The sequence below is a fragment of the Azospirillum sp. TSO5 genome (assembly GCF_003116065.1).
Classification (GTDB): Bacteria; Pseudomonadota; Alphaproteobacteria; order Azospirillales; family Azospirillaceae; genus Azospirillum.
In genome coordinates, this window is sequence record NZ_LGQY01000029.1 from 59847 (window position 1) to 83135 (window position 23289).

Annotated in this window: 19 protein-coding genes and 1 other RNA gene; all 20 read right to left on the bottom strand. The window is 69.0% G+C overall.

Annotation, left to right across the window (positions count from 1 at the left end; genetic code table 11):
- Window positions 1-134 precede the first annotated feature (134 nt).
- The gene (gene lpxC / locus TSO5_RS08715; protein ID WP_109151219.1) at window positions 135-1070 is read right to left on the bottom strand and encodes a UDP-3-O-acyl-N-acetylglucosamine deacetylase; all 936 of its coding nucleotides are present in this window, start codon (window positions 1068-1070) and stop codon (window positions 135-137) included.
- Window positions 1071-1476: 406 nt separating this feature from the next.
- Complete coding sequence (ftsZ, locus tag TSO5_RS08720) at window positions 1477-3417, bottom strand: cell division protein FtsZ (RefSeq protein WP_109151220.1); 1941 nt, start codon at window positions 3415-3417, stop codon at window positions 1477-1479.
- Window positions 3418-3542: 125 nt separating this feature from the next.
- A complete protein-coding gene (gene ftsA, locus TSO5_RS08725) occupies window positions 3543-4817 on the bottom strand; it encodes a cell division protein FtsA (protein ID WP_109151242.1) in 1275 nt (424 codons plus the stop codon).
- An 85-nt stretch (window positions 4818-4902) separates the two neighbouring features.
- Window positions 4903-5865 carry a cell division protein FtsQ/DivIB gene (locus tag TSO5_RS08730; RefSeq protein ID WP_109151221.1) on the bottom strand — a complete coding sequence of 321 codons (963 nt, stop codon included), beginning with the start codon at window positions 5863-5865 and terminating at the stop codon, window positions 4903-4905.
- Window positions 5850-6797: a D-alanine--D-alanine ligase gene (locus TSO5_RS08735; RefSeq protein ID WP_109151222.1), complete on the bottom strand. Its 948-nt coding sequence runs from the start codon at window positions 6795-6797 to the stop codon at window positions 5850-5852. Before TSO5_RS08735 ends, TSO5_RS08730 begins: the two co-directional genes overlap by 16 nt.
- Window positions 6794-7756, bottom strand: coding sequence for a UDP-N-acetylmuramate dehydrogenase (gene murB / locus TSO5_RS08740; protein WP_109151223.1), 963 nt, complete (start codon window positions 7754-7756; stop codon window positions 6794-6796). The genes TSO5_RS08735 and murB overlap by 4 nt, the downstream gene beginning before the upstream one ends.
- Window positions 7753-9171, bottom strand: a complete 1419-nt coding sequence (murC, locus tag TSO5_RS08745; protein ID WP_109151224.1) for a UDP-N-acetylmuramate--L-alanine ligase — start codon at window positions 9169-9171, stop codon at window positions 7753-7755. The genes murB and murC overlap by 4 nt, the downstream gene beginning before the upstream one ends.
- Window positions 9172-9178: 7 nt before the next feature.
- Window positions 9179-9364: a hypothetical protein gene (locus TSO5_RS08750; protein WP_247870655.1), complete on the bottom strand. Its 186-nt coding sequence runs from the start codon at window positions 9362-9364 to the stop codon at window positions 9179-9181.
- Between the two features lie 59 nt (window positions 9365-9423).
- On the bottom strand, window positions 9424-10677 hold the full coding sequence (gene murG / locus TSO5_RS08755; RefSeq protein WP_109151225.1) for an undecaprenyldiphospho-muramoylpentapeptide beta-N-acetylglucosaminyltransferase: 1254 nt from the start codon (window positions 10675-10677) through the stop codon (window positions 9424-9426).
- Window positions 10674-11795, bottom strand: a complete 1122-nt coding sequence (locus TSO5_RS08760) for a putative peptidoglycan glycosyltransferase FtsW (protein WP_109073943.1) — start codon at window positions 11793-11795, stop codon at window positions 10674-10676. Before TSO5_RS08760 ends, murG begins: the two co-directional genes overlap by 4 nt.
- Window positions 11792-13213 (bottom strand): UDP-N-acetylmuramoyl-L-alanine--D-glutamate ligase, encoded by a 1422-nt coding sequence (murD, locus tag TSO5_RS08765; RefSeq protein WP_109151226.1) that lies wholly within the window; start codon window positions 13211-13213, stop codon window positions 11792-11794. The genes TSO5_RS08760 and murD overlap by 4 nt, the downstream gene beginning before the upstream one ends.
- Before the next feature lie 13 nt (window positions 13214-13226).
- Window positions 13227-14312, bottom strand: a complete 1086-nt coding sequence (gene mraY, locus TSO5_RS08770; RefSeq protein WP_109073941.1) for a phospho-N-acetylmuramoyl-pentapeptide-transferase — start codon at window positions 14310-14312, stop codon at window positions 13227-13229.
- A gap of 9 nt (window positions 14313-14321) precedes the next feature.
- On the bottom strand, window positions 14322-15821 hold the full coding sequence (locus TSO5_RS08775; protein WP_109151227.1) for a UDP-N-acetylmuramoylalanyl-D-glutamyl-2,6-diaminopimelate--D-alanyl-D-alanine ligase: 1500 nt from the start codon (window positions 15819-15821) through the stop codon (window positions 14322-14324).
- A complete protein-coding gene (locus tag TSO5_RS08780; protein ID WP_109151228.1) occupies window positions 15818-17305 on the bottom strand; it encodes a UDP-N-acetylmuramoyl-L-alanyl-D-glutamate--2,6-diaminopimelate ligase in 1488 nt (495 codons plus the stop codon). Before TSO5_RS08780 ends, TSO5_RS08775 begins: the two co-directional genes overlap by 4 nt.
- Window positions 17271-19142 (bottom strand): penicillin-binding protein 2, encoded by a 1872-nt coding sequence (locus tag TSO5_RS08785; protein WP_109151229.1) that lies wholly within the window; start codon window positions 19140-19142, stop codon window positions 17271-17273. The genes TSO5_RS08780 and TSO5_RS08785 overlap by 35 nt, the downstream gene beginning before the upstream one ends.
- Window positions 19139-19930 (bottom strand): hypothetical protein, encoded by a 792-nt coding sequence (locus TSO5_RS08790; RefSeq protein ID WP_109151230.1) that lies wholly within the window; start codon window positions 19928-19930, stop codon window positions 19139-19141. Before TSO5_RS08790 ends, TSO5_RS08785 begins: the two co-directional genes overlap by 4 nt.
- Window positions 19927-20901 carry a 16S rRNA (cytosine(1402)-N(4))-methyltransferase RsmH gene (gene rsmH, locus TSO5_RS08795; protein WP_109151231.1) on the bottom strand — a complete coding sequence of 325 codons (975 nt, stop codon included), beginning with the start codon at window positions 20899-20901 and terminating at the stop codon, window positions 19927-19929. Before rsmH ends, TSO5_RS08790 begins: the two co-directional genes overlap by 4 nt.
- On the bottom strand, window positions 20901-21347 hold the full coding sequence (locus tag TSO5_RS08800; RefSeq protein ID WP_014248340.1) for an MraZ family transcriptional regulator: 447 nt from the start codon (window positions 21345-21347) through the stop codon (window positions 20901-20903). The genes rsmH and TSO5_RS08800 overlap by 1 nt, the downstream gene beginning before the upstream one ends.
- 769 nt (window positions 21348-22116) lie before the next feature.
- Window positions 22117-22518: RNase P RNA component class A (rnpB, locus tag TSO5_RS08805), an RNA gene on the bottom strand.
- Window positions 22519-22579: 61 nt separating this feature from the next.
- Window positions 22580-23272, bottom strand: coding sequence for an N-acetylmuramoyl-L-alanine amidase (locus TSO5_RS08810; protein ID WP_109151232.1), 693 nt, complete (start codon window positions 23270-23272; stop codon window positions 22580-22582).
- Window positions 23273-23289 lie beyond the last annotated feature (17 nt).

The window sequence follows — 23289 nt, forward strand, 5'->3', positions numbered from 1 at the left end:
CCCGCTCCGAGAGGGGAGGGCGCTTTTCTTTTGCGTGACTCACCATGTCGGCAGGGGAGGGGAGTTGCGTGCAAAGAAAAAGCCCTCCCCGGTGGGGGAGGGCAGGGGCAGACATTCAGGAAAGACGGTGGCGATCAGGCGACAGCCAGTTGCTCCAGGCCGCGGCGTGCGACCGGCAGCGACACCGCCGTCTCGTAACGCCAGGCGCTGCGGTCGGCGAACAGAGCGCGCAGCAGCTGGTTGTTCAGCGCGTGGCCGGAGCGCACGCCGTGGAAATGACCGACGATCGGCGCACCGGCCAGATACAGGTCGCCGACGGCGTCCAGGATCTTGTGGCGGACGAACTCGTCCTTGAAGCGCAGCCCCTCGGCGTTCATCACCGTGTCGCCGGAGATGACCACCGCGTTGTCCAGCGAGCCGCCGCGGGCGAGGCCCATCTTGCGCAGCCCCTCGACCTCGTGCAGGAAGCCGAAAGTGCGGGCGCGGCTGATCTCGTCCTTGAAGCTCTCCGGGTCGATCTCCAGCGCGCGGGCCTGACGGGAAATGGCGGCGCTGTCGAAGTCGATCTCGAAGCTGTAGCTGGTGGCGTCGTCGGGCGTGAAGGAGGCGCTCTTGACGCCGTCGCCGATGACGACCGGCTTCAGGATGCGGATGATGCGGCGGGGCGACTTCTGCACGGCGATGCCGGCCTGCTCGATGGCGGCGACGAAGGGGGCGGCACTGCCGTCCATGATCGGCACCTCGATGCCGTCCAGCGACACGATGGCGTTGTCGATGCCGCAGCCGGCCAGCGCGGACATCAGATGCTCGATCGTGCCGACGGTGGTGCCATGCTCGTTGCCGATCACGGTGCACAGGCGGGTGTCGACCACCGTGTCCCAGCGCGCCGGAATGACGGCGGCGGCGCCACGAAGATCGGTACGCAGGAAGGTGATCCCGGAATTCGCATCGGCCGGCGAAATCGTCAGCGTGACGATGACGCCCGAATGCAGCCCGACGCCGGCGATGGTCACCGACTTCTTCAGGGTCTGCTGGAACATTCCGTCCGCGTTGCTGCGATTGTTGGCCACGATGTCTTTTCCATCTTGGTCGTGAAGGAGAGGTTCCCAGCAATGCCGCGCCGCAAGATCTTTGAAGATCATCACGTCGGCGGCGTTCGCTTTCGACCATGCTGATAGGTAACACCCGAGGTTGGAAATCGGCAAATCACTCATTGTTACCGTTTGTTGCAGGGCAAAAGTGGTGCGCAATACAAGCAATCAGCTTGGCCCTACGTGAAAGAGGCAACAAAAAATCCCCGGAGACGCACGAGGGCGCCGCCGGGGTCCGAAAGGTTCGGTCAGGTTGTGGAGCCGCCGGCGCCGCGATTAGGAAACTGCGGCGACGGCGGTTATCTCCGGCTTTCGCCGGGATCGGCCGGCCGCCGGAAAGGGTCCGGCGGCCAAGATCGGTTCACGTCCGGGCGGGTCCGTCCGCTCAGTTGGCCTGACGGCGCAGGAAGGCCGGGATGTCCAGCTCCTCCTGCTCACCCGGCTTGGCATCCACACGCGGGGCCGGAGCCTGCGGCTGCGGAGCGGCCGGATAGCCCGGAGCCTGCTGCGGAGCGCTCTGCTGCGGCGGGTAGACCGGCTGCTGCTGCGGGGCCGCGGGATACTGGCCTGCCGGGTAGCCCTGGTGGGGAGCCTGCGGCTGCTGCGGATAGGCCGGCTGCTGCTGCGGATAGCTCTGGGGCGCGGGCTGATAGGCCTGCGGAGCCTGCTGCGGCTGGTAGGCCTGGGGGGCCGGCTGATGCACGGGCTGGGGCGCCGGCGGGTGCGCCGGTTCGGACTTGCGGCCGAGGCCGGTCACCAGACCGAACAGGAAGTTGCCCTTGCGGGCCGGCGCCGGTTCCGGCGCGGGGGCCGGGGCCGGACCGACGGACAGGCCACCCGGGTGCTGCTGATGACCCTGCGGGGCATGGTGGTGCTGCGGCGCGGCCATCGGCGCGGGCTGCTGCGGCTGATGCTGCTGCGGCTGCTGGTGACCCTGCATCTGCGGCGCCTGGGGGGCGTGCTGCTGGGGAGCCGGCTGCTGCGGGGTCGACAGCGGCGCGGCGCCGACGGTCATCGGCTGGCGCGGGGCATCGGCCGGCTTTGGGGCGAAGAAGTGGCCGCCCTGGTTCTCGCCATGCAGCGGACCGGCCGACGGCTTCGGCGCCTCCGCATGCTGCTGGGCGGCCTGCGGGTGGGCCGGCTGCTGCTGGGCCGGGTCGTGCTGGATGGCGGCGGCACCGGCGGTGACCGGCTGCGGGGTGCGCAGACCGATGGCGGCGCTGGGAATGGGCGAACCGGGCGCGCCGGCCGGGGCAGCCGGGGCGCCGGTCAGGTTGCCGGGAGCGGCCGGCTTCTTGGCGCGGTCGCCGGGGACCAGCGACAGGTTGACCGGATGCAGGGTGCGCGGGTTGCTCATCGCCGCGGCGTCGATGCCGGTGGCGACGACCGACACGCGCATCACGCCGTCCAGCGAGCTGTCGAAGGTCGAGCCGAAGATGATGTTGGCGTCGGGATCGACCTCGTCACGGACGCGGTTGGCCGCCTCGTCGACCTCGAACAGGGTCATGTCGTAGCCGCCGGTGATGTTGATGAGGACGCCGCGGGCACCCTTCATCGACACGTCGTCCAGCAGCGGGTTGGAGATGGCGGCCTCGGCGGCCTCGATGGCGCGGCGCTCGCCGCCGGCCTCGCCGGTGCCCATCATCGCCTTGCCCATCTCGGTCATCACGGACCGGATGTCGGCGAAATCCAGGTTGATCAGGCCGGGCATCACCATCAGGTCGGTGACGCCGCGCACGCCCGAATGCAGAACGTCGTCGGCCATCTTGAAGGCGTCCGCGAAGGTCGTCTTCTCGTTGGCGATGCGGAACAGGTTCTGGTTCGGGATGATGATGAGGGTGTCGACATACTGCTGCAGTTCGGCGATGCCGCCTTCCGCCAGCCGCATGCGGTGACCACCCTCGAAATGGAAGGGCTTGGTGACGACGCCGACGGTCAGGATGCCGCGCTCGCGGGCCGCGCGCGCGATGACCGGTGCCGCACCGGTGCCGGTGCCGCCGCCCATGCCGGCGGTGATGAACACCATGTTGGAGCCTTCGAGATACTGGACGATCTCGTCGATCTGCTCCTCGGCCGACGCGCGGCCGACATCCGGCTTGGAGCCGGCGCCCAGGCCGCGGGTGGTGCCGGTGCCGAGCTGGATGCGCTTCTCGCACAAGGAACCCTTCAGCGCCTGCGCGTCGGTGTTGCCGACGACGAAGTCAACGCCTTCCAGGTTCGACTTGATCATGTTGTTGACGGCATTGCCGCCGGCGCCGCCGACGCCGAACACGGTGATGCGCGGCTTCAACTCGGGCTCAATCTGGGGGATGGTCACGTTGATCATTCTATTCAGGCCTCCACAACCTGTTTTCGTTGGGTTTGATGTTTGATATGCCGCGACCGGCGCCCGGTTGTGTCCGGTGTCTGTCCGATCGGGAATCGGTGAATGGCGGCGGCGGGGAGAGTCATCTACAGATTCTCCCGCAGCCACAGGCCAACGCGGCCGAGGAGCCCGGTTGACGCGACCGCCTCTTGGCCGGTCACCATCAGCTCCGTCGGATTGCGGACGGCATGTAGGAGAAGGCCCGCCACCGTCGAGAAGGCCGGTCCGCCATGCGCCTCGTTGAGGCCGGCGATCCGGGTGGGACGGGCGATGCGGACCTGCTTGTCCAGGATGGGGGCGGCCATGTCGCGCGTGTTGGGCAGCTGGCTGGCGCCGCCGGTCAGCACGACGCGCCGACCGACCAGCTTGGAATGGCCCGACTGCTCGATGGCGCTGCGCACCTCTTCGAAGATCTCTTCCATCCGGGCCTGGATGATGCTGACCAGGAAGGAGCGCGGGTGGCTGGCGGTGCCGCTGCCGCTGCGCTCGTCCTCACCGATCTGCGGCACCTCGATCATCTCGCGCTCGTCGGCCGGGTTCACCCGGGCGCTGCCGTAGAGCACCTTCAGCCGTTCGGCATGGGACAGCGGCGTGGTCAGGCCGTGGGCGATGTCGTTGGTGACGTGGCGTCCGCCGAGCGGCACGAAGCCGGTCCACACCAGATTGCCCTCGGCGAAGATCGAGATTGTGGTGCCGCCGCCGCCGATGTCGACGCAGGCGGCTCCCATCTCCATCTCGTCCTCCACCAGACAGGCGAGGCCCGAGGCGAAGGGGCTGACCACGACGGATTCGATGTTCAGGTGGCAGCGGGCGACGCAGGCGCCCAGCGTGAGAATGGCGCCCTTGGCCGCCGTGACCACATGCAGCTGGGTGCCCAGCGTATGGCCGCTCATCCCCTTGGGATCGCGGATGCCGCGGATGCCGTCCAGGGTGAAGCTCAGCGGGATGGTGTGGATCAGCGCCTGATCGGGGCCGGCCTGCAGGGTGCGGGCGTGGGCCATGGCACGGCGGATGTCGCCTTCCGTCACCTCCTGGCCCGAAACGGGGACGGTGGCGGTGAAGGCGTGGGAGCGGGGGTTGCCCATCGACAGGTTGACGACGACGTCGTGCACCGTCTCGCCGGCCATCTGTTCGGCGGCATGCACGGCGGCGCCGATCGAGGTCTCCGCCGCCTCCATGTCGATGATGGTCCCGGCGCGGATGCCCGTGGCGATCTGGTGGCCGACGCCGATCACGCGGAGGGAGCCGGGTTCCTCCATCCGCGCGATGACGCAGCACACCTTCGTCGAGCCGACGTCCAGCGCCGTGACGATCCCGCCACGGGCCGGCCGCTTCGGCTTCTTGGCACCGTTGAATCCCATCCCGAACATGCCCCCCAAGACTTACCCTCTACCCTTGTCTGCCGGCGATAAGCACTTCCCCACAAGAGCTTGCCGCCGACCGGCCTTATGACTTCTTGCCGTTCTTCTTCTTCGTATCATCGTCCCAGCCCGGAAGCTGGGCGGTGGACGAGGTCTGGATCGCAGCGCGGTCCTGCAGGCGCATGTCGATGGCGACGATGTCGCGGTCCAGCACCCGGCTGGCCGTCTGCATCTGCTCCAGCTGGCGCAGGGCGCGGCGCAAGTCGGCGGTGCCTTCCGGCAGCTTCACCGTCACGCCGTTGCTGAGCTGCAGGTTCCAGCGGCGGTCGCTGATCCAGCTGGCCGAGGACAGCATCGGCGCGATGGTCGGCGCACCGTCCAGCGCCGACAGCAGGGTGTGGACCTGCTGCGGGGCGTTGGCGCCGATCACCTGCGGCAGCGTCTCGATCCGCTGGTTGCCGCGGCGCGCCAGTTCCGCCGCGTCGGCCAGCGGGCGGCCGGCGCGGTCGATGACGGTGAACTGGCGGTCATGCTGCCAGATCGCCATCGGCTGGCGTTCGGAAAGCTGGATATAGAGGAAACCGGGCAGACGCCGCTCGATGGAGGCCGACGACACCCAGGGCAGCTCCTCCAGCCGCTGCTTGGCGTCGGCCAGATCGATCGACAGGATCGGCTCGCCCCGGCGCATGCCCAGCGCGTCGAGCACGGCGTCGCGTTCCGTCTCGCTGCGGCCGACCACCAGGATCTCCGACAGGCGGAAGCCCAGGTCGCCGGTCAGCCGGATGACGCTGTCCTGCGCCGCCTCCAGCGTGTCGGCCAGAGTGCCGCGCTTCCAGGCGGAGCCGGCGGCGGCGGTCAGCCCCAGCACCGGCACCAGCAGCAGCGCCGCCTTGACGGCGGAGCGGGTCCAGCGCGGCCAGGCGCGGCGCCGCTTGCCTTTCTGCGCCGACGCAGCCATGGCGCGCGGCGGGGTCGGCATCTCGTCCCGGGCGCGCGCACCGGCGGCGGCGGCGCGAAAATCCGGGTCGGCCATCAGGCGAGCTGACATGCGGCGTTCTCCACGAGCCAGCCGACCAGCGCGCCGTAGGTGATCCCCACATGCGCGGCCTGTTCGGGCACCAGCGACAGGGGCGTCATGCCCGGCTGGTTGTTGATCTCCAGGAAGTACAGACCGTCCGTTCCCGGCCGGCTGTCATCCCAGCGGAAGTCGCTGCGCGACACGCCCCGGCAGCCCAGGGTGTGGTGCGCAAGCACCGCCAGCCGCTTCGCCTCCTCCGCCACCGCCTCGGGAACCGCGGCGGGGATGGTGTGGACGGCGTGGCCGGTGCTGTATTTCGCGGTGTAGTCGTAGACCTGAGCCTGAAAGACGATCTCGGTCACCGCCAAAGCGCGGTCACCCATGACGCCCACGGTCAGCTCGCGACCGGGGATGAACTCCTCGATCAGTGCACGTTCGCCAAAGGTCCACGCATCACCGACCGGGCTGTTCTGCCCCTCGCGGACCAGGGTTACGCCAACGGTCGAGCCTTCGTCCACAGGCTTGACGATATAGGGCGCCGGCATGGGGTGGGTGCCGCCGGTGATCTCCCCGCGGGACAGGACCATGCCTTTGGGGGAGCGGATGCCGACGGTGTCCAGCACCCGCTTGGTCATCGCCTTGTCCATGGCGATGGCGGCGGCCTGGACGCCCGAATGGGTGTAGGGCAGGCCGAGGAACTCCAGCACGCCCTGGATCGTCCCGTCCTCGCCGCCGCGGCCGTGCAGGGCGTTGAACACCACGTCGGGGCGCGGGTTGCTCAGGGCCTGCATCAACCCGCCCAGGTCGCGCTGCACGTCGACGGCGGTGACGCGGTAGCCTTCCTCCTCCAGCGCCCTGGCGACGCCGGCCCCGCTGACCAGCGACACCTCGCGCTCGGCCGACCAGCCGCCCATCAGGACGGCGACATGCTTCTTGTGGGCGTGGAGCAGGGCTTCGGTCATTGGGCGGCTCCTTCGGCGGCGGGAACGCCGATGCGCTTGATTTCCCACTCCAGCGTCACGCCGCTGGTCTCGAACACGCGGCGGCGGACCTCCTCGCCCAGCGCTTCCAGCTGGGCGGCGGTGGCCGTGCCGTTGTTGATCAGGAAGTTGCAGTGCTTTTCCGACACCTGGGCGTCGCCGATGGACAGACCTCGGCAGCCGGCCCTGTCGATCAACTCCCAGGCTTTATGGCCTTCCGGATTCTTGAAGGTCGAACCGCCGGTGCGGGAGCGGACGGGCTGGCTGTCGGCGCGCTTGTCGGAGATCTCGGCCATGCGGCGCGCGATCTCCAGCGGGTTGCCGGGCTCGCCGCGCAGGACGGCGCCGGTGAAGATGCAGTCTTCCGGTACCGCGCTGTGGCGGTAGGTGAAGCCCATGCCGGCATGGCTGAACTCCAGCCGCCGGCCGTCGTGCGCCACAGCGGTGGCGGAGACCAGCACGTCGGCCAGCTCGCGGCCATAGGCGCCGCCGTTCATGCGCAGGGCGCCGCCGATGGTGCCGGGAATGCCGGAGAGGAACTCCAGCCCGGCGATCCCGGCGTCGCGGGCGACCATGGCGACATTCAGGTCGAGCGCCGCCGCACCGGCGGTCAGCGTCATCTCATTTGCCGCGATGTCGGTGAAGCCCCGACCGAGCCGGATGGTGACGCCCGGCACGCCGCCGTCCCGCACCAGCAGGTTGGAGGCGACGCCGATCACCGTCACCGGCACCTCGGCCGGCAGGGCGGCCAGGAAGTCGGCGAGGTCGTCGGCGTCGGCCGGGCGGAACATCACCTCGGCCGGGCCGCCGACGCGGAACCACGTCACCGGCGCCAGCGAAGCGTCGGCGGTCAGCCGGCCGCGCACGGCGGGCATCCGTGACATCAGATGGCCGTTGGGCAGGTGGCCGTCAGCCGGGCTCATGCGGGGCGCTGCCGTCATCGGGTCGCGCCATAGAGCGACGACAGCTCGCCCGGCAGGGCGTTCGCCCACTGGGTGATGTTGCCGGCGCCCAGGCAGACGACGAAGTCGCCGGGCCGCGCCATCTCGCGCACGACCTGCGCCAGTTCCTGCTGGTTCTGCAGGGCGACGACATGGCGGTGGCCGTGCATGCGCAGGCCCTCCACCAGGCTGTCGCGGCTGACGCCTTCGATCGGCGTCTCACCGGCGGCATAGACGTCGGCGACGATCACGGCGTCGGCGTCGTTGAAGCAGGTGCAGAACTCCTCGAACAGGGCGGCGAGGCGGGAATAGCGGTGCGGCTGGACCACGGCGATGGTGCGGCCGGTGCCGGCGGTGCGCGCGGCCTTCAGCACTGCGGCGATCTCCACCGGGTGGTGGCCGTAATCGTCGATGACGGTGATGCCGTTGGCCTCGCCGGTCTTGGTGAAGCGGCGCTTCACGCCCTGGAACTTGGCCATGCTGTCGCGCATCACCACGTCGGGCAGGCCCATCTCGTTGCCGACCGCGAAGCAGGCCAGCGAGTTCTGGACATTGTGCGGCCCGTACATCGGCAGGCGCACGCCGGCGATGGCGCGGCTCTCTCCGGTGTGGCGGTCATAGATCAGCACGTCGTACTTGGCGCCGTCGGGACCCAGCTCCACGTTGACCGCGCGGATGTCGGCCTGCGGCGAGAAGCCGTAAGTGACGATGCGGCGATCCGACACGCGGGGGATCATCGCCTGCACCTCGGGATGGTCGATGCAGAGCGCGGCGAAGCCGTAGAAGGGGATGTTCTGGACGAAGCTGTCGAAGGCGGCCCGCGCGTTGTCGAAGGTGCCGTAGAAGTCCAGATGCTCCGGATCCATGTTGGTGACGACGGCGATGCAGGCCGGCAGCTTCACGAAGGTGCCGTCGCTCTCGTCCGCCTCCACCACCATCCAGTCGCCGGTGCCGAGCCGGGTGTTGGAGCCGTAGGCGTTGATGATGCCGCCGTTGATGACCGTGGGGTCGAGGTTGGCGTGCTCCAGCATATGGCCGACCATCGAGGTGGTCGTGGTCTTGCCATGGGTGCCGCCGATGGCGATGGCCCATTTCAGGCGCATCAGCTCGCCCAGCATCTCGGCGCGGCGGACCACCGGCACCAGGGCGGCGCGGGCGGCCACCACCTCCGGATTGTCGCGCTTAACGGCGGAGGAGACGACGACCACGGCGGCGCCGGCGATGTTCTCGCCGCGATGGCCGACGAACACCTTGATGCCCAGCTCGCGCAGGCGCTTGACGTTGGCGTTCTCGGCGAGGTCGGAGCCCTGGACGGTATAGCCCAGGTTCCGCAGCACCTCGGCGATGCCGCTCATGCCGATGCCGCCGATGCCGACGAAGTGGATGGTGCCGATCGAGAGGGGGAGGGCGCGCATGTCAGGCTTACTTTCCGCGGCGAAGCATCAGGCGAAGGGTGGCGTCGACCGCCTCATCGGACAGGTCGTCGGGGAGGGGCTGCGATCCGTGGATCATCGACAGGCGGTCACGCAGGAAGCCGCCTTCGGCGAGGAAGCGCGGCACCAGCGGGCAGCCCGGACGGTTGTACCAGCCGCCCTCGGTCCGAGTCATGTCCGCCGGCCAGTCCTGCAGCGGACGGGGCGTCGGTCGGGTCAGAGTCCTGGCTTTGATCATTCCGCGGCCCCCTTGGCGCTGGCGCCGGCGGCGGACCGCCGGGCGTTGTGGGATTGGTCGTGGTCGGTCAGGCTTGGATCGGTGTTGAAGGAATTGGTGCGGCCGGCCGGGCCGCCGTCCAGCATCGCCAGCACGGCGTCAGCCAGCGCGGTGGCGGCGTCGGCGGTGCCCCAGCCGTGGGCGGCCCGCGCCGATGCTGCGAGCGCCTGCGGGTCGGCCAGCAGGGAGGACAGCCGCTCGGCCAGGGCCTGGGCGGTGAAGGAGGGCTGCGGCACCAGCCAGGCGGCGCCGGCCTCGGCCAGATGGCGGGCGTTGGCGGTCTGGTGGTCGTCGGTGGCGTGCGGGTAGGGCACCAGGATCGCCGGACGGCCGACGCAGGTCAGCTCGGCAATCGTGGAGGCGCCGGCGCGGGTGACGGCGAGGTGGCAGGCGGCCAGCCGTTCCGGCACGTCGCGGAAGAAGGTCTGCAGCTCCAGCCGGGCGAGGCCCAGCGGTTCCAGCGCGTCGCGGGTGGCTTCCAGGTCTTCCGGGCGGCACTGCTGCGCCAGATGGATGCGGGCGCGCATCTCCTCCGGCAGCAGGGCGAGCGCCGCGGGGATCACCTCGGAAAAGACGCGGGCACCCTGGCTGCCGCCCATCACCAGCAGGCGGATCGGGCCGGCGGCGCCGGGCGCCTCGTAGGGGGAGAGGCGGCGGGCGGCGACCGCCGGACGGACGGGGTTGCCGGTGCGGACGATCTTGGCGCGCTGCGCCTCGCCCAGCTTCTCGATGTCGGAAAAGGCGACGGCGATGCGGCTGGCCCCGGCGATCAGCATCCGGTTGGCGCGGCCCAGCACGGCGTTCTGTTCGTGCAGCAGGGCCGGCAGCTTCGACTGGATGGCGGCATAGACGGTGGGCACGGACGGGTAGCCGCCGAAGCCGACAACCGCGGCGGGGTCGAGCCGGCGCATCAGCGCCCGCGCTTCCAGCAGGCCGAGACCCATCTGCAGGGCGGCCTTCAGCTTGCCGACGATGCCGGCGCCGGGCGAGGCGGCGCGGATGCGGTGAACCGGCACCTCCGGCAGATTCTCGCCGAAGGCATGGCCGCGCTTGTCGGTGACCAGCGTCACGGCGCGGCCGCGGGACAGCAGCTCGCGCGCCAGCGCTTCGGCCGGGAACATGTGTCCGCCGGTGCCGCCGGCGGCCAGCACGATCACTTTGTTGGCGTTCGCGTCGAGGGTCGTCGCGCTCAAGTCCGTCGGCCTCCTCATTCCAGGGGGCCGAAGCGTTTGCGTGTCAAAGCCAGAACCATGCCCATGCCGAACCCGAGAGCGAGCAGCGAGGAGCCGCCGTAAGAGATGAACGGCAGGGTCATGCCCTTGGTCGGCATAAGATGCAAGGACGAACCCATGTTGATCGCCGCCTGAAGCCCGAACTGGATCAGAAGACCGGCGGCGGCCAGCAGGACGAAGTAGTTGTTGTCGTTGAAGATGCGGGCGAATCCACGCAGCACGACAAAGGCGAACAGCACCACCAAGCCTAAGCAGAAAATCAACCCCAGCTCTTCGCCTGCGACGGCGAAGATGAAGTCGGCGTGGCTGTCGGGCAGGTAGAACTTGACCGTGCCCTGGCCGGGGCCGGTCCCCATCAGACCGCCGTTGGCGAAGGCCTCCAGCGAGCGGTTGACTTGGTAATTGTCGCCGGCATGCGGGTCGAGGAAGCGGTCGATGCGGCTGGTGACGTGCGGCAGCGTGTAATAGGCGCCGACGAGCCCGACGATACCCAAGCCGCCCAGCCCCATCACCAGCACGAGGTTCAGCCCCGCCAGGAAGAACTGGGTGAACCAGACGGCGGAGACGACGAAGGTCATGCCCAAATCGGGCTGCAGGATCAGGCCGACCATGGTGACGCCGTACAGCACCATCGACACCAGCGCGCCGGGGAAGCCCGGATTGGTGCGCGACAGCGAGAACAGCCAGGCCGCGACCACCGCGAAGGCCGGCTTCACGAACTCCGACGGCTGGATCGACAGGCCGGGGACATGGATCCAGCGGCGGGCGCCCTTGATCTCCACGCCGACCACCAGGGTGGCGTAGACCAGCACCACCGAGATCAGGAACACCCCCAGCGCCACCCGCCGCACACCGCGCGGGCTGAGCAGCGAGACGCCGACCATGATGATGATCGCCGGGATCAGCATCATCACGTGGCGTTCGACGAAATAGAAGGTGTCCTGGATGCCGATGCGCTCGGCCACCGGCGGGCTGGCCGCGGTGATCAAGACCGTGCCGAGGAACATCAGCAGGGCGACGGCGCCCAGCTGCCAGCGGTCGACGGTCCACCACCAGCGGCCGAAGATCGATTGGTCGGTGCGGTCGAAGGTGATCATGCAACGCCTCCGCTGGTACCGGTCCCGGTGTTCTCATGCGCGGAAACGATGTTCGCGACATAGGTCGCGAAGGCGTCGCCGCGCTTCTCGAAATTGGCGAACTGGTCCCACGACGCGCAGGCCGGCGACAGCAGCACGCAGGCGCCCGCCAGCCGCTCCGCCAGCGCCATTCCGGCCGCCTTCGCGGTCGCTACATCCAGCGTTCCGCAGCGTGTATAGGCAACGCCCTGCGCATCGAGCCATGCGGCGAATTGTTCCTGCGCCTCGCCGATCAGGAAGGCGTGGCGCACGCGGCCCATATAGCCCTCCAGCCCGTTCAGCCCGGTGTCCTTGGCCTGTCCGCCGAGGATCCAATAGATCGGATCGAAGGTCGCCAGCGCCTTTTCCGTGGCGTCGGCGTTGGTCGCCTTGCTGTCGTTGACGAAGCGCACACCCTCCAGCGTGCCGACCAGCTGCTGCCGGTGGGCGAGGCCGGGGAAGGTCGCCATCGCCGCGACGATGGCCGGCACCGGCAGGCCGGCGGCCTTGCAGGTGGCGAAGGCGGCGGCGGCATTCTGCCAGTTGTGGGCGCCCAGCAGGGTCGGCAGCGCCGACAGTTCCGCCACGCGCACCGCCTCGCCATCGGTATCGTCGACCAGCCAGCCGTCGGCGGCATAGACGCCGCCCGCCACCGGCCCCCGGGCCGAGATCGGCCACACGCGCTGGTCGCCAGCGGCGACGAGGCCGGCGTGGATCGTCCGGCAATGCTCGTCGTCCACCCCGATCACTGCGGTGCGCGGCCAGGTCTGGCGGTGGAAGATCAGCTTCTTGGCGGCGACATAGCCCTCCATCCCGCCATGGCGGGCGAGATGGTCGGGCGTGATATTCAGCAGGACCGCAATGTCGAAGGTGATGGAGTGGGTCAGCTCCAGCTGGTAGCTCGACATCTCCAGCACGCAGGTGTTGCCCGACCCGATGGGGTCGAAGGTCAGCACCGGCGTGCCGAGGTTGCCGCCCACGGCGGCCTTGCGCCCGGCGGCGGCCAGGATGTGGCCGACCAGCGTGGTGGTGGTCGATTTGCCGTTGGTGCCGGTGATGCCGATGAAGGCGCAGTCACGCTCCGCCCGGCCCAGCAGCTCGATGTCGCAGATCAGCTCGATCCCCAGCGCGCGGGCGCGCTCCGCCACCGGGTGCGGCTTGGGGAAGGTGTGGGGGATGCCGGGCGACCAGACGATGGTGGTCAGGTCCGACAGGTCGGCGGTGGCGAGATCGACGACGGCGAAGCCCTCCGCCTCCGCCGCGGCGCGGGAAGCGGGATTGTCGTCCCATACCCGCACCTCGGCGCCGCTGTCGCGCAATGCGCGGGCGGTGGCGAGACCGGACTTGCCCAGCCCCATCACCGCGACGGGCAACTCCTGCATATAGAACAGGTCGATCATCGCCGGTCCCCCCTCAGCGCAGCTTCAGCGTGGACAGGCCGACCAGCGCCAGAATCGAGGCGATGATCCAGAAGCGGATCACCACCGTCGGTTCGGCCCAGCCTTTCTTCTCGAAGTGATGGTGCAGCGGGGCCATGCGGAAGACCCGCTTGCCGGTCAGCTTGAAGGAGGCGACCTGCACGATCACCGACACCGTCTCCAGCACGAACAGGCCGCCGATGATGGCGAGAACGATCTCGTGCTTGGTCACCACGCTGACCGCACCCAGCGCACCGCCCAGCGACAGCGACCCGGTGTCGCCCATGAAGACCATCGCCGGCGGGGCGTTGTACCAGAGGAAGCCGATGCCGGCGCCGATCAACGCGCCGCAGAAGATCGTCAGTTCGCCGGAGCCCGGCACATGATGGATCTGCAGGTAGTTGGCGAAGATGGCGTTGCCGGAAAGGTAGGAGATCAGGGCGAAGCAGCCGGCCGCGATCATTGTCGGCACGATGGCCAGCCCGTCCAGGCCGTCGGTCAGGTTCACCGAGTTCGAGGCGCCGACCATGATGAAGGCACCGAAAGGCACGAAGAACCAGGACAGCTGGATCAGGAAATCCTTGACGAAGGGCACCGCGACGCCGCCCGACAGCGGCGGGGCCGACACCCACATGATCAGCGCCGAGGCGACCAGCCCGATGGTGATCTCCCAGCCCAGGCGGAAACGGCCCGACAGGCCCTTGGTGTTGCGCTTGGTCAGCTTCAGGTAATCGTCGCCGAAACCAATCAGGCCATAGCCGATGGTCACCAGCAGGACGATCCAGATGTAGGCGTTGGTCAGGTCGGCCCACAGCAGGGTGCTGACCGTCATCGCGATCAGGATCATCAGGCCGCCCATGGTGGGCGTGCCCTTCTTCTTGAAGTGGGTCTCCGGACCATCGGCGCGGATGGGCTGGCCTTCGCCCTGTTTGCGCTTCAGCCAGGCGATCAGGCGCGGAAAGAACACGAAACTCATGACCAGCGACGTCAGCACGGCGCCGCCGGTCCGGAAGGTGAGATACCGGAACAGGTTGAACGGCGTGAAGACGTCGGCCAGACCGAAGAGGAGGTTGTAGAGCATTTGGGTCCGTCAGCCTCGCGGCGCCTGCGCGGACTGCGCCGCCGCCTGTGGCTGGTTGGTGGTTCGGGAGGCGGCTTTGTCCTCGCTTTCGCGCCCGCTGTCGAGTGCCGCGAGCGCATCGACGATCAGACCTGTACGACTGCCCAAGGACCCCTTGACCATGATAACGTCGCCGCCTTTTACGGTCCCGGTCACGATGGGGGCCAGCTCCACGCTGGTCTCGGTCCAGGCGCCGCGCATCGCCGCCGGCAGTCGGTCGAACAGCGCCTTCATGTGCGGCCCGCAGGCATAGACGGCATCCACCTGCGCGGCGCGCAGCGGCTCGGCCAGCGCGATGTGCAGCGCGTCGGCGCGGTCGCCCAGCTCGCGCATGTCACCCAGCACGGCAATGCGCCGGCCGCCGGCGCCGGGGTCGATCTTGCCCAGCACCTCCAGCGTCGCGGTAATGGCGGCCGGGCTGGCGTTGTAGCTTTCGTCGATCAGGGTGAAGGCGCCCTGCGGCAGCTGGATGCGCTTGCGGGTGCCGCGGCCCTTGACCGGCTGCAGGCTGGACAGCGACCGGGCGGCGGCGGCCACATCGGCGCCCAGCGCCTTCACCGCCAGCAGCACCGCCAAGCTGTTCATCACCCAATGCTTGCCCGGCAGCGACAGGCAATATTGCAGCCGCTCGCCGCGGATGACCGCGGTCACCGCGCTGCAGGTGGCGTGCAGCGAACAGTCGACCAGCCGGGCGTCGGCCTCCTCATGGGCGCCGAAGCTCCAGATATTGGTCAGGCCGTGGCGGCGGGCGGCGGCGGCCAGCCGGGCATATTGTCCATTGTCGCGGTTCAGCACGGCGACGCCGTCCGCGTCCAGCCCTTCGAAGATCTCGGCCTTGGCGTCGGCGATGGCCTCGACGCCGGAGAAGAATTCCAGATGCGCCGCCTCGACCGTGGTGATGATGGCGACATGCGGCTTGACCTGTTGGGACAAGGGCCCGAGTTCGCCGGCGTGGTTCATCCCCAACTCGAACACGCCATAGGCGCAATCGGCGGGCAGGCGGGCGAGCGACAACGGCACGCCCCAATGGTTGTTCAGGCTGCCTTCGGTGGCATAGGTCGACCCTTGCGCTGACAGGACGTGGCGTAGCGTCTCCTTGGTGCCGGTCTTGCCGACCGAGCCGGTGACGCCGACGAAGCGCGCGCCGCAGCGCGCCCGCGCGACCTGACCCAGCGCCGCCATCGCCTCCAGCGTATCGACCGGGGCGATCAGCAGCGGCGCGTCCGCCGGCAAACCGTCGGGCAGATGGTCGACCAGCGCCGCAGCGGCCCCGGCGGCCAGCGCGGCGCCGACGAAGGCGTGGCCGTCGAAGTTCGGTCCGCGGATGGCGACGAACAGGTCGCCCGGCGCCACCTTGCGGCTGTCGATGGTGACGCCGGTGGCGGTCCAGGCGGACGGGCCGGCCAGACGCCCGCCGGTGGCGTCCGCCGCGTCCGCCGCAGTCCAGAGGACCGTCTTCTCCGCACTCATGCTCCAACCTCCGCTACGGCTTTCCGGGCCTCGTCCGCATCGTCGAACGGACGCACCTCGGTGCCGATCGTTTGTCCCTGTTCGTGGCCTTTGCCGGCGATGACCAGCACGTCGCCGGGCTGAAGCTGCCGCACCGCGGTGCGGATCGCCTCGGCCCGGTCGCCGATCTCCTCCAGCCGGCCGGCCAGTTCCCCGGTGGCCCCGGCCAGCACCTCGCTCCGCACGAAGGCGGGATCCTCGGTGCGCGGGTTGTCGTCGGTGACGATGGCGCGGTCGGCCAGTCTGGCCGCCAACGCCCCCATCACCGGCCGCTTGCTGCGGTCGCGGTCGCCGCCGCAGCCGAACGCCGTCACCAAATGGCGCGCGGCATGCGGCTTCAGCGCCCGCAGCACCGTTTCCAGCGCGTCGGGCGTGTGGGCGTAATCGACGTAGACCGTCGCCCCGTTGGGGTGGGTCGCGACATGCTGCAGCCGGCCCGGCACGCCTTCCAGGGAGGAAAGCGTGGCCAGCGCCCGCCCGGCCTCAAAGCCGGAACCGCCACAGGATCCGATGACCAGACCCAGCGCGCAGAGCACGTTCCAGGCCTGGAAACGACCCGCCAGCGGCAGGTCCACCGTCACGTCGCGGCCGAGCACGGACAGGGCGAGCCGCTGGCCATGGGCCAGCGGCTCCACCCCGGTCACCCGAAGCTCGGTTCCGGCCAGACCATAGGACAGGACGCGGTGTCCACGGTGGTTACAAATGGTGGCAAAATGTTGAAATTCCGGAGAGTCGGCGTTCAGCACCGCGACGGCGCCCGGCGGCAGGACGCGGTCGAACAGCATCGCCTTGGCGTCGCGATACGCCTCCATCGTGCCGTGATAGTCCAGATGGTCGAGCGTCAGGTTGGTGAAGCCGGCGGCCTTGATCGCCACGCCGTCCAGCCGGAACTGCTCCAGCCCGTGGCTCGACGCCTCCATCGCCAGATGGTCGATGCCGGCATCCTTGGCGGCGGCGAGGTCGCGGTGCAGCGACACCGGGTCCGGAGTCGTCATCCCGCCATAACCGTGCAGGCCGGGGCCGAGCAGGCCCAGCGTGCCCAGGCTGCCGGCGGGCAGGCCGAGCCTGGTCCAGATCTGGGCGGCGAACTGAACGGTGGAGGTCTTGCCGTTGGTGCCGGTCACCGCCACCACCGTCTCCGGCTGGCGCCCGCCATGGAAGGCGGCGGCCATGCGCGCGAAGGCGAGGCGGGGTTGGGGGTCGGTCAGCAGGACGGCGGTGGAGCCGGTGGGCAGCTCGGCGCCCTCGGGCGCCAGCACGGCGACGGCGCCCTTGGCGAGCGCGTCGGCGATGAAGGCGCGGCCGTCGGCCTTCACGCCGGGCAGGGCGGCAAAGACAAAGCCGGGCCTGACCACGCGGCTGTCGGCGGTCAGCCCGGCGATGTCGGGATCGGCGGCGCCGGCGGTGGCGTCAGCGTGGTTTGGTCTGAGTTGGGAAAGACGCAACGGTGCTTCCCTTCGACGGGGGTGGGGCGGTAACGGAGGGCATGGTCTGCTGCCAGTTGGTGGAACCGGCGGCGTTCAGGTAGGTGGAGTTCAGGATTTCCGGTGCGTTCTCGTCCACCATCGGCGTGTTCAGCAGCGGGCCGATCTGCTTGACGATGCGGCCCACCGCCGGGGCGGCGACCCAGCCGCCGGTGGCGTAGCCGTAGGTCTTGGCCGTGGCCTTGGGTTCATCCACCAGCACATAGACGATGTAGCGCGGATCATTCATCGGGAAGGCGCCCAGGAACGACGACATGCGCGAGTTCTTCTGGTAATGCCGCCCCTTCTGCTTGTCGGCGGTGCCGGTTTTTCCGCCGACGACATAGCCTTTGACTTCCGCCGACTTGCCGGTGCCTTCGGTGACCACGAAGCGGAACATGCGCCGCATCATGTCGGAGGTCTGGCGCGACACCACCTGTTCGGTCGGAATCTCGTCGCCCGCCTTGCGCTTCAGCAGCGTCGGCTTGTGGAAGAGACCGCCGTTGATGACGGACGCCGCGGCGGCCACCGTGTGCATCGGGCTGACCGAGATGCCGTGGCCGAAGGAGATGGTGTAGCTGTTGACCTCGCGCCAAGGATTCGGCACCAGCGGCCAGCCGTTTTCCGGCAGCTCCAGACCGGTGGGCTTGGTGAAGCCCATCTTGGTCATGAAGGCCTTCTGCGCCGCCACGCCCACTTGCTGCACCATGCGCACGGAGCCGAGGTTGGAGGAGTGCTGGAACACTTCCGCCACCGTCAGGGCGCGGTGCAGGTTGTGGTAGTCGTTGATGGTGAAGCGGCCGATCTTGATCGGATGGGCCGCGTCGAACATGTCCGACACCCGGATCTTGCCGCTGTCGAAGGCCAACGCGGAGTTGAAAATCTTGAAGGTCGAACCCATTTCGTAGACGCCGAGGGTCGCCCGGTTGAACAGCGTGTCGGGGTTCAGGCCGGTCGGGTCCTGCGGGTCGAAATCGGGCAGCGAAACCATCGCCAGCACTTCGCCGTTGCGCACGTCGAAGACGATGCCGGCGGCGCCGATGGCGCTGAACTCCTGCACCGTGGCGGCCAATTCCTTCTTCAGGACATGCTGCAGCCGCAGATCGATAGAGAGCTGCAGCGGCGTTCCTGGATCCTCGGTCAGCCGCTTGTTGAAGCCCTGCTCCATGCCGGCGAGGCCGTTGTTGTCGATGCCGGTGAAGCCGACGACATGCGAGGTCAGTGGGCCGGCGGGGTAGAAGCGGCGCTCCTCCCGCTCGAAGGCGATGCCGGGAATGCCGAGCCGATGGACGGCGGCCTGCTGCTTCGGGGTCAGGTTGCGCTTCAGCCAGACGAACCGGCGGTCACCGACCAGCTTGCCGAGGACATCCTTGTAGTCCAACTCCGGCAGGGCGCTGACCAGCTTCTGCGCGGCCTCTTCCGGGCGCGACACCAGCTTGGGGTCGGCGTAGAGCGACTGGGTGACCAGCGAGGTTGCCAGCAGTGTGCCGTTGCGGTCGAGGATGTCGGCACGGTTGGTGGTGGTGTTGTCCAGTTCCAGCGCCACATGCTGGCGCGGCTCGCCGCCGCCCGCGAACAGGGTGGCCATCGCCAGCTTGACGCTGATCGCGGTGAAGACGGTCGTGACCACGGCAGCCGTCACCATCAGGCGGTAACGGCTCTGTTCCAGCGCAACCGCCAGCGAGGTCCGCGGCTTGGCGGACTGCTGCTGGGGCGACGGCGGAAAGGGCGAGGGCGCCGGCGGCGGCACATAGGTGCTGCCGGTGCTGGCGCCGGGCTGGCCGTAGCCGGCCGGGCCGCCGTGGTCGTGACCGTTCATCGATTGGCCCCCAGGCGCGCAACGAGCAGCCCGAGGCTGTCGGTCGGCTTGGGCTGGTAGGGCTGCTGGGCCGCAACCGCCGCAGCCTTAGGGGCCGGTGCCGGCGGAGTCGGGCGGGCCGCGAGTTCGGTCGGGCGCGCGGTCGGCGCGTTGGGCGCAAGCTTGCCGGCGGCGCGGTCGGGCGCCTTCTCCGCCGGCGCGCGGGCGGAGCCGGGCACCAGGGCGGCGGGCTTGATCCGGGCGCCGCGCAACGGGTCGGCCAGACCGCCGGAGGAGGGCAGGGAGGCGGGCACGACGACCGGCGCGCGTTCCAGCGCCTTGTCCATCGGCAGCGGCTTCGCCAGCGCCGCACCGGCCGGCAGGCTGACCGGAACAATTCCGCCGGCGGCATTGTTGTTGGGAGCGGCGGGGATGCGGGCGGCGGCGACCTGCGGGGCGCCGGTGCCGGGCGCGCGCACCATCGGCGGCAGCGGGGCAGGGTTGGTCTGGGCAGGCGGTTGGACGGCATCGCCCGGACGCATGGGGATCATGTCCATCGCCATGTACTGGCGCGGCTCGCTCGGCTGCAGCGCCAGATAGGCCTGCGCCATCTGTTCCAGCTTGGTGGGGTCGTTCAGATAGCTCCACTCGGCCTTCAGGACCTGGATGGACTCCTGTTCCTGAATGATCTTGCGGTTCAGCCCGGCGAGCTTCTCCTCAAGATCCTGGACGTCGTAGCTGGTCTGGAACAGCACGCCACCGGCGGCCGCGATCAGGCCGCCCCAGAACAGCCAGGTCTTGCCTTTCATGCTGCCTCCTTGCCGGGCGCCGGGAACGCGGCCGCCTCGGTACGTTCAGCCGCGCGCAGCCGGGCGGACCGGGCGCGGGGGTTGTTGCGGGCTTCGGCCTCGCTCGGGTCCACGGGTTTCCGGGAGAGCAGGCGGAAGGATGGATGATGCGCCGCGACCGCGGTCACGGGCGTATGGCGGGACGGGGAGGGCGGCGGCGAGGAGCGTTCCCGCAGGAACGACTTGACCTCGCGGTCCTCCAGCGAATGGAAGGAGACGACGGCCAGACGCCCGCCGGGCGCCAGCAGCGACTCGGCGGCGGACAGGCCGCGCCGCAACTCGCCCAATTCGTCGTTCACATGGATGCGTAGCGCCTGGAAGGTCCTGGTCGCCGGGTCGATTCCGTCGCCCTTCCCCTTCGGCACCACCGAGCGGATGATGTCGGCCAGCCGCGCCGTGCGCTCGATCGGCGCCTCGCGGCGGGCGGCGACGATGGCGCGGGCGACGCGGCGCGCCATCCGTTCCTCACCCAGGTGATAGATGATGTCGGCCAGTTCGGCCTCGTCGGCGCTGTTGACCACGTCGGCGGCGGTCGGCCCATTCCGTCCCATCCGCATGTCGAGCGGGCCGTCGAAGCGGAAGGAGAATCCGCGCTCCGGCTCGTCGATCTGGGGGGAGGAGACGCCGACGTCGAGCGCCACGCCGTCGACCTTGTCGACGCCATGGTCCGCCAGCAGCGTGTCCATGTCGCCGAAGCGGCCCTCGATCACCTCGAGCCGGCCGGGGAATTCCTGGGCCAGGGCACGGCCGCGCTCGATCGCCGCGGGGTCGCGGTCGATGCCGATCACGCGGCAGGAGGCCGACCGCAGCAGGGCGCGGCTGTAGCCGCCGGCGCCGAAGGTGCCGTCGACATAGAGACCGCCGTCGCGCGGGGACAGCGCGGCGATCACCTCGTCCAGCAGGACGGGAATATGGATGCGGGTGTCGGTCATCAGGCGCCCTCCCCGCTCCGGCTGGCGGCGCCGCGGGAGGCCTTGGCGACGATCTGGCTGAGCGAGATGTCCTTGCGCACGACCTGCTCGCGAAGCGCGGCCTCGTGGGCCTTCAGCGCGTCGGGTTCCCAGATCTGGAAGGTCTTGCGGCGGCCGATGAAGGCGGCCTCCTCGGTGATGCCGGCGAACTCCGCCAGCTCCTTGGGCAGGACGATGCGGCCTTCGGCGTCGGAGGAGACGGGGATCAGCTTTCCGAAGATGAAGGTCTCGATCATGTCGCGCTCGTCGGCATCGAGGTCAGGGGATTCGAGGCTCTCGGAGAGGACGTCGAGATAGTCCTGGTCGGCGCCTTCCAGCGCCTGGTGGTTCAGCGAAGGCCAGAGGTAGACGGTGCTGGGAGCCGACGTCTTGGCAAGCGACTGCCTGAACTGTGCCGGGATGGACACACGCCCTTTCCTGTCAACTTTGTTGACGTATGTGGACAGGAAAACGGCCATAGGCCCGGTGGTCCCCCCTGCTATCCCCCATTCGCGGTCGGGTGCCCCGCGCTAGCCCCGCTTGGCCCATTCAGCTCCCGCCCCCAGGTGTTAACCAAAATGGGTAGAAGCCCCCCTTAAATGGGCATTCTTGGGATAGCATGGGACGGCATGGGCGTCAACGGCCCCCCGAGTATTCAGACGGGGGTGTCAAGACTTTTGGGTCAGGCTGTGGCATCCGGGCAAGTTGGTGTACGAATTTTCAGAATCTTCGCAGTATTTCGCTGGACTCCTGCGATGTGGATAAAGTTATCCACATGCGTTCGTCGAACGTTCCAAAGTTTTAAGAAAATGTGATCCATCCATGGTTTGTCATCCGGCCGAATCGACCCCCTCGGACGGCATAGGACCTTGGGTGGGAAAGGCGGGTCCGGCATGGGACGGCATGGGAAATCGCCCCACAGTTATCCACCGGCTGTGGATTAGTCTGGGGAAAATGTGGATGGGACCGTGCACATCCTGGGGATGGCCGCGGAAAAGCCCGGCGAACCGCGGGGGGAGCGTGGGGAGAAGGGGCGTCCGCCCTGTGGATGACGCGGACAGCCGCCCATGCCGTCCCAGGCCGGACCATCCGATCGGGCGGGGCGGGGGCAAACGGGTGCCACCATGGGGCGTCATGGGATTGAGCGCCCTGACGGGGGATCCGTTCTGGGATGGAATGGGCAAAAGGTATGGGAAAAGCGCCAGATGGCCTGTAAGCCGGGTTCTGTATCCCGCCCCGAAGGGCAGGCGATGGCCATTCGTCTGGGACGCCGGTTGCCCGGACGCCTCGCGCGACCAACCCGAGCGGCGGCGCGGAAACGCGCTTGACCCACGCCCATCCCGTTGCGGGGACGGTGGTCGGGCCGCTCCTATTCGGTCTTGCTCCCGGTGGGGTTTACCGTGCCGTCCCCGTTGCCGGGTCCGCGGTGCGCTCTTACCGCACCCTTTCACCCTTACCTGCGTCGAAACGCCGGCGGTTTGCTTTCTGTGGCACTTTCCCTAGGGTCGCCCCCGCCGGCCGTTAGCCGGCACCGTGTTTCCGTGGAGCCCGGACTTTCCTCCCCCGGTCGAAACCGAAGGCGGCCATCCGGCCATCTGGCGCGGTCGTTCATATAGGGAAGCGGCCGTGGGGGCAAATCCCAAATCGCCGGTTCAAGCCCTTACCGTCCGGTCAGCTGCAGCAGCGCGCGCAGGCGCCGCACCGATTCGGCATTCGGGATGCCGGTCAGGCATTCGGGATGGAAATGGCGCTGGAAGGCCAGCAGAGCCCGCGGTTCGGCCGGGTCGTACCCATAGCGTCCCAGCAGGGCGGCGACCTCCGCATCGGTGAAGGGGCCATAGTCGGCCTGGGACGGCGTGGGCCAAATCCCGATTCCCTGGGCGGCGAGGCCCGGCCAGTCGAACAGCTCGCCCGGATCCTCCTTGCGGGCGGGAGCCACGTCGCTATGGCCCAGCACGTCGGCGGGGGCGATCCCGTGGCGCTTCACGATGCCCTGGCATAGCTCGGCCACCGCCGCCATCTGCGCCGGCGGAAAAGGGCGATAGCCGAACTCGTGGCCCGGATTGACGATCTCGACGCCGATGGAGCGGCTGTTGACGTCCCCGGCGCCGCGCCAGCCCGACCGGCCGGCATGCCAGGCGCGCCGGTCCTCCGGAACGTGGGCGTAGATGGTGCCGTCCTCGTCCACCGTGTAATGGGCGCTGACCTGGGCCGCCGGGTCGCACAGCCGCTCCAGCGCATGGGCGGCGGTGGGCATGCCGGTATAGTGCAGGATCAGCAACTCCACCCGTGAACCATCGGCCCGTGGGCCGTGGTTGGGGGAGGGGCGGTCGATCCGGCGGAAGGCGCTCATGTCGGCATCTTATCAGG